Genomic DNA, 4,442 nt, shown 5'->3' with positions numbered 1-4,442 from the left:
TCGTTGCGTGCCATTCGTTGCGTGCCATTCGCCGTCCGGACCGGTCGCGACCCTCGGCTATTGCGGACGGATTGTTGCCGTCCTGAGGGGTGGCTCGGTGACGGCGGCGCAGTGTCGCATCTGAGGCGTCCGGCGTCCAGTGCCGGCGGACGCTCGCGGCACCGGACGCCACACGTGGTTGGCCACTCGTTGATGCTCTGGCCGCCCGTGGGCTGAAAACGCCCGCCTGGTTATGTGCTGACCGCGGCATCGCTGGTGCTGTCCGCGGATTCCCGGGGTGGCGGTGAGCTGGCCGGGTCGACGTCGTTCACGGGTGTGTTCGGCGCGGTGGCCAACGTCTGGGTGGCCAACGTCTGGGTGGCCAGTGTCTCGGCGGTCTGGGCCGCGTCGGAATCCGGGTCGATGACGCGGGTGCCGCGCAGCAGGGAGGCGAACGCGCCGATGACCGCCATGACGGTCGCCATGGTGAACGCGATGACCAGACCGTGGTGGAACGGTCCGGCGATCAGATGGGGGAAGAACTCCCGTCCGGTGATCTCCCGGGCGTCCGCCGCGGGAAGCCGGCTCAGGGTGTCGTCACCGAGCAGGTTCTGCATCGGGTTGTAGCCGAGGAACGCGGCGAACAGGCTGCCGACCGGTGGCAGTTCGGCGACCCGGTTCACGACGTCGGCGGGCACACCGCGGGCGGACAGTCCGTCGCGCAACGAGGCGGGCAGCGAGGCGGCGAGCCCCGCGATCATCAGGGAGAAGAACAGGCCGATCGACAGCACCTGGCCGGAGTTCATGAACGTTCCGCGCATGCCGGACGCCCCGCCGCGCGCCGCCGGTGGCACGACGTTCATCACCGCCGTCGTGTTCGGCGCGGAGAACAGGCCCGAGCCGACGCCGTTGAGCAGCAGCAGGGCGAACACCGGATAGCTGAAGTCGGTGGGCAGCAGCAGACCCACGAAGGTGCCGGCGACGATCAGCATCCCGCCGGTGGCGAACGCGCGGGCGCCGAAGCGGTCCGACAAAAAGCCCGAGGCCGGCCCCGCGATCAGGAAGCCGACGGTCAGCGGCAGCATGTAGATGCCCGCCCACAGCGGGGTGTCGATGAAGTCGTAGCCGTGCAGCGGCAGCCAGATGCCCTGCAGCCAGATGATCAGCATGAACTGCATGCCGCCGCGGGAGACCGCGAACAGCAGGATCGTCGCGTTGCCGGCGGCGAAGGCCCGGTTGCGAAACAGCGTCAGGTTGAACATCGGCTGTGCCACCCGCCGCTCGACCGCGACGAACAGCACCAGCAGCGCCGCCCCGCCGATGAGCGCCCCGAGCACCTTCGGACTCGTCCAGCCCATGTCGTGCCCACCGTAGGGCTGGATGCCGTAGGTGACCCCGGCCAGCAGCGCGGTCAGCCCGACCGCGAACGTGATGTTGCCCCACCAGTCGATGCGGGCGGCGACGCGGCGTCCGGTGTCACGCAGGCTGCGGTACGACCAGATCGTGCCGACCACGCTGATCGGGACGCTGACCCAGAACACCGCCCGCCAGTTCCACTCGGAGAGCAGACCGCCCGCGACCAGCCCGATGAACGACCCGGCGAGCGCCGCCACCTGGTTGATGCCCATGGCCATCCCGCGCTGGTCGGCGGGGAACGCGTCGGTGAGGATCGCGGTCGAGTTCGCCAGCAGCATCGCACCGCCGATCCCCTCGATCACCCGGAAGCCGATCAGCCACAGCGCGCCGGCCGCCCCCTGCAGCGGGGTGAGCGTCAACCCGATCGCCGAGACGGTGAACAACGCGAACCCCGCGTTGTAGATGCGGACCCGGCCGTACATGTCGCCCAGGCGGCCCAGCGTCACCACCAGGACGGCGGAGACCAGTATGTACCCCATGAGCAGCCACAGCAGGTAGCTGACGTTGCCCGGGGTGAGCGGGTCCAGGTGGATGCCACGGAAGATCGCCGGCAGCGAGATGATGACGATGGAGCTGTTCACCGTCGCCAGCAGCACGCCGATCGTCGTGTTCGACAGGACGACCCACCGGTACCCCGAGCCTGAGGATCTCGAGCCCGGTGATCCTGGTCCTGCGGTCGCGGCCGTGGACATAGCGGACCGTCCCTCCCATCACAGCGTGACCTGCGGAGATCACCAGCCGAGCGCGGGTCGATCCCGCCTGGCGGTGACCGAGGCATGCAGAGGACACCAACGGTCGTTGTACGGCCGCTCGGGGTTCGGCGGGGGCCTCATGCCGGTGTGCGTACGGGCGGCGGCGGTTACCGCGGCGCGTCGCATCCGAAATTTACTGTCTCACAACTAAGGACTGGTCGTACGGCGTACGTCAGCTCGTCTCACGAGGGCGCGGACGGCGGTTCGGCCCCGCCGGGTGTCACCGTCGGCGGTCCGTGCGCCGAGCGTGAACGATCTGCGGCCCAGCGTCGTTGTTTCGGCCCGCCGCGCCTGATTTCCCGGCGAAGTTCGACTCGGGACGAGGTTGTCGACGTAAAAGTGGTGACGAAGGTAGGAGAAGAGTCGCAACGATCCTCGAGAGAGCGGGGCACCGTGGCCACCGATGTCGAGAGCACACTGGGTGCGGACGACTACGACGAGTTCGGCCTCCTGCACGAGAACGCCGAGGAACTGGGCCTGCCGTTCGCCGGTCGCCCGGACCTCAGTCGCCGCTACGCCGATCTGCCCGAGGGTGGCCGGCTGAGCTACCTGCGGTGGGGACGGGCCGATCCGGAGATCGTCTTTCTGCACGGTGGCGGTCAGAACGCGCACACCTGGGATTCGGTCGCGCTCGCGCTCGGGCGCCCGGCGGTGGCGTTCGACCTGCTGGGGCATGGACGCTCGTCCTGGCGCGACGATCGTGACTACGGTCCGTGGAGCAACGCGGAGGCGCTCGGGGCGGTGCTGCCGGCGGTCGCGCCCGCGGCGGCCGTGGTGGTCGGGATGTCACTGGGTGGTGCCACGCTGATCCGGCTGGCGGCGACCTTCGCGCAGCTGTGCCGGCGCATCGTGATCGTCGACGTGACCCCGCAGGTCACCGACCCCGAGCGGCTGCCGAAGGGCGCGGATCTCGGGGCCGTCGCGCTGATCAGCGGCCCACCGACGTTCGACTCGTTCGAGGAGATGGCCGCCGGCGCCGTGGCGTTGAGCCCGAACCGTCCGGCCGCCGCGGTGCGCCGCGGGGTCCGGCACAACGCCCGCCGGTTGCCGGACGGCCGATGGGGCTGGCGCTATGACCTGTTCTCCCCGCGCGCTCCCGCGCCGGGTGCGCTGCCAGCTGGCGGGGATGGTCGCCGCGACCAGTCCGACCTGCGCCCGCTGTGGGACGACGTCAGCCTTATCTCCGCTCCGACGCTGCTGGTTCGCGGTGGTGACTCGAGGTTTGTCCACGACAGTGATGTCGCCGAGTTCCGGCGTCGGGTTCCGTCCCTGCGGGACACGGTGGTGGGTGGCGCCGGTCATGCGGTGCAGAGCGACCAGCCGCTCGAGCTCGCCGGCCTCATCCGCTCGTTCGCCGGGCTCGCGGATGCCGAGGGTTCCGTCCCGGTCGCGGAAGATAATGATTTGCGCGGACAGTGAGGGCGTTCACGGACGGTGAGGGCAAAAACGCTCGAGAGTGTCTCTTCGCAGAACTTAGCCAGCTAAGTGGCAATAATAGGCAGCTATGCACGGCGAGTGAGAATTTTTGCCCCGGTTTGCGAGTGGCCCTCGCTCTTGGTTCGGGATTCGATGCTGACCGTGCCCAATATGCCCTGACGGCGGGACGCCCCGGTGCCGACGGCGAAGCCTCCAGCCTAGCGACAGGCACTGACATCCTTACGGACCGTCACTTCGGCCGAGATTGCGGGCCTTGACGGACGAAGGCTGTCGCGTCCTGCCACCGTCGTCTCCGCCGAGGAGATGCGCGGGTGCGGGTGCGTGGCGGAACGGAATCGGCCCCGGTCCGGCCGGAAGCGAATCCGGTGCGGACTGGGGCCGATATGCGGTGCTGCGTGCTGCGTGCTGCGTCGGCGTCTAGCTGGTGGCGGTGGCGGTGAGGTCGTAGACGGTCTGGCTGCCGACGGTGGTGGCGGTGTAGTGGGCGGCGACCCAGGCCGCGATCTGGGAGGCGGTCGAGGTCGAACTGTTGCCGCCCATCCCACCGCCCATGCCGCCACCGGAGATGAAGTAGTGGATGCGGCCCTCGGTCACCCACTGCTGGAACTGGGTGAGGGTGGGCGCCGGGTCACTGCCGTCCCAGCCGCCGATGGCGATCACGGACTGTCCGCTGGCCAGTTCCAGTTCCGCGGCGGTCGTCGCGCCGGAGGTGGCCGCGGCCCAGGTCGTCGTCGACTTCGACAGCAGCGCGACCAACTCCGCGTTCGCGCTCTGCCCACCGCCCATGCCGCCGCCCGCCGGCCTCGCTCCGTCGGTGGACGTCGTACCCGTCGTGGACGAGGCGGTGCCGGCCGCGGA

The 4,442-nt window shown here is 69.6% G+C and carries 3 protein-coding genes; 1 reads left to right on the top strand and 2 read right to left on the bottom strand.

Going from position 1 to position 4,442, the window contains the following annotated elements; all coding sequences use genetic code 11:
* Positions 1 to 230: 230 nt before the first annotated feature.
* Positions 231 to 2,087, bottom strand: coding sequence for an MFS transporter (locus G6R24_RS18575; RefSeq protein ID WP_163550476.1), 1,857 nt, complete (start codon positions 2,085 to 2,087; stop codon positions 231 to 233).
* 453 nt (positions 2,088 to 2,540) lie between these two features.
* Here G6R24_RS18575 and G6R24_RS18570 point away from each other — a divergent pair, with 453 nt between their 5' ends.
* Complete coding sequence (locus tag G6R24_RS18570) at positions 2,541 to 3,566, top strand: alpha/beta fold hydrolase (RefSeq protein WP_163550475.1); 1,026 nt, start codon at positions 2,541 to 2,543, stop codon at positions 3,564 to 3,566.
* 435 nt (positions 3,567 to 4,001) lie between these two features.
* Here the strand turns inward: G6R24_RS18570 and G6R24_RS18565 are convergent.
* A partial coding sequence (locus tag G6R24_RS18565; RefSeq protein WP_476727364.1) for a mannosyltransferase YkcB-related protein occupies positions 4,002 to 4,442 on the bottom strand: 441 nt, incomplete at its 5' end.

This window comes from Candidatus Frankia nodulisporulans (assembly GCF_902806475.1).
GTDB lineage: Bacteria > Actinomycetota > Actinomycetes > Frankiales > Frankiaceae > Frankia > Frankia umida.
The sequence above is the reverse complement of the archived record's forward strand: the minus strand, read 5'-3'. Positions and strand labels throughout refer to the sequence as shown.

Coding starts and splice junctions, on each gene's coding strand:
- G6R24_RS18575 (WP_163550476.1), bottom strand. CDS start 2,087: ATGTCCACGGCCGCGACCGCAGGACCAGGATCACCGGGCTCGAGATCC.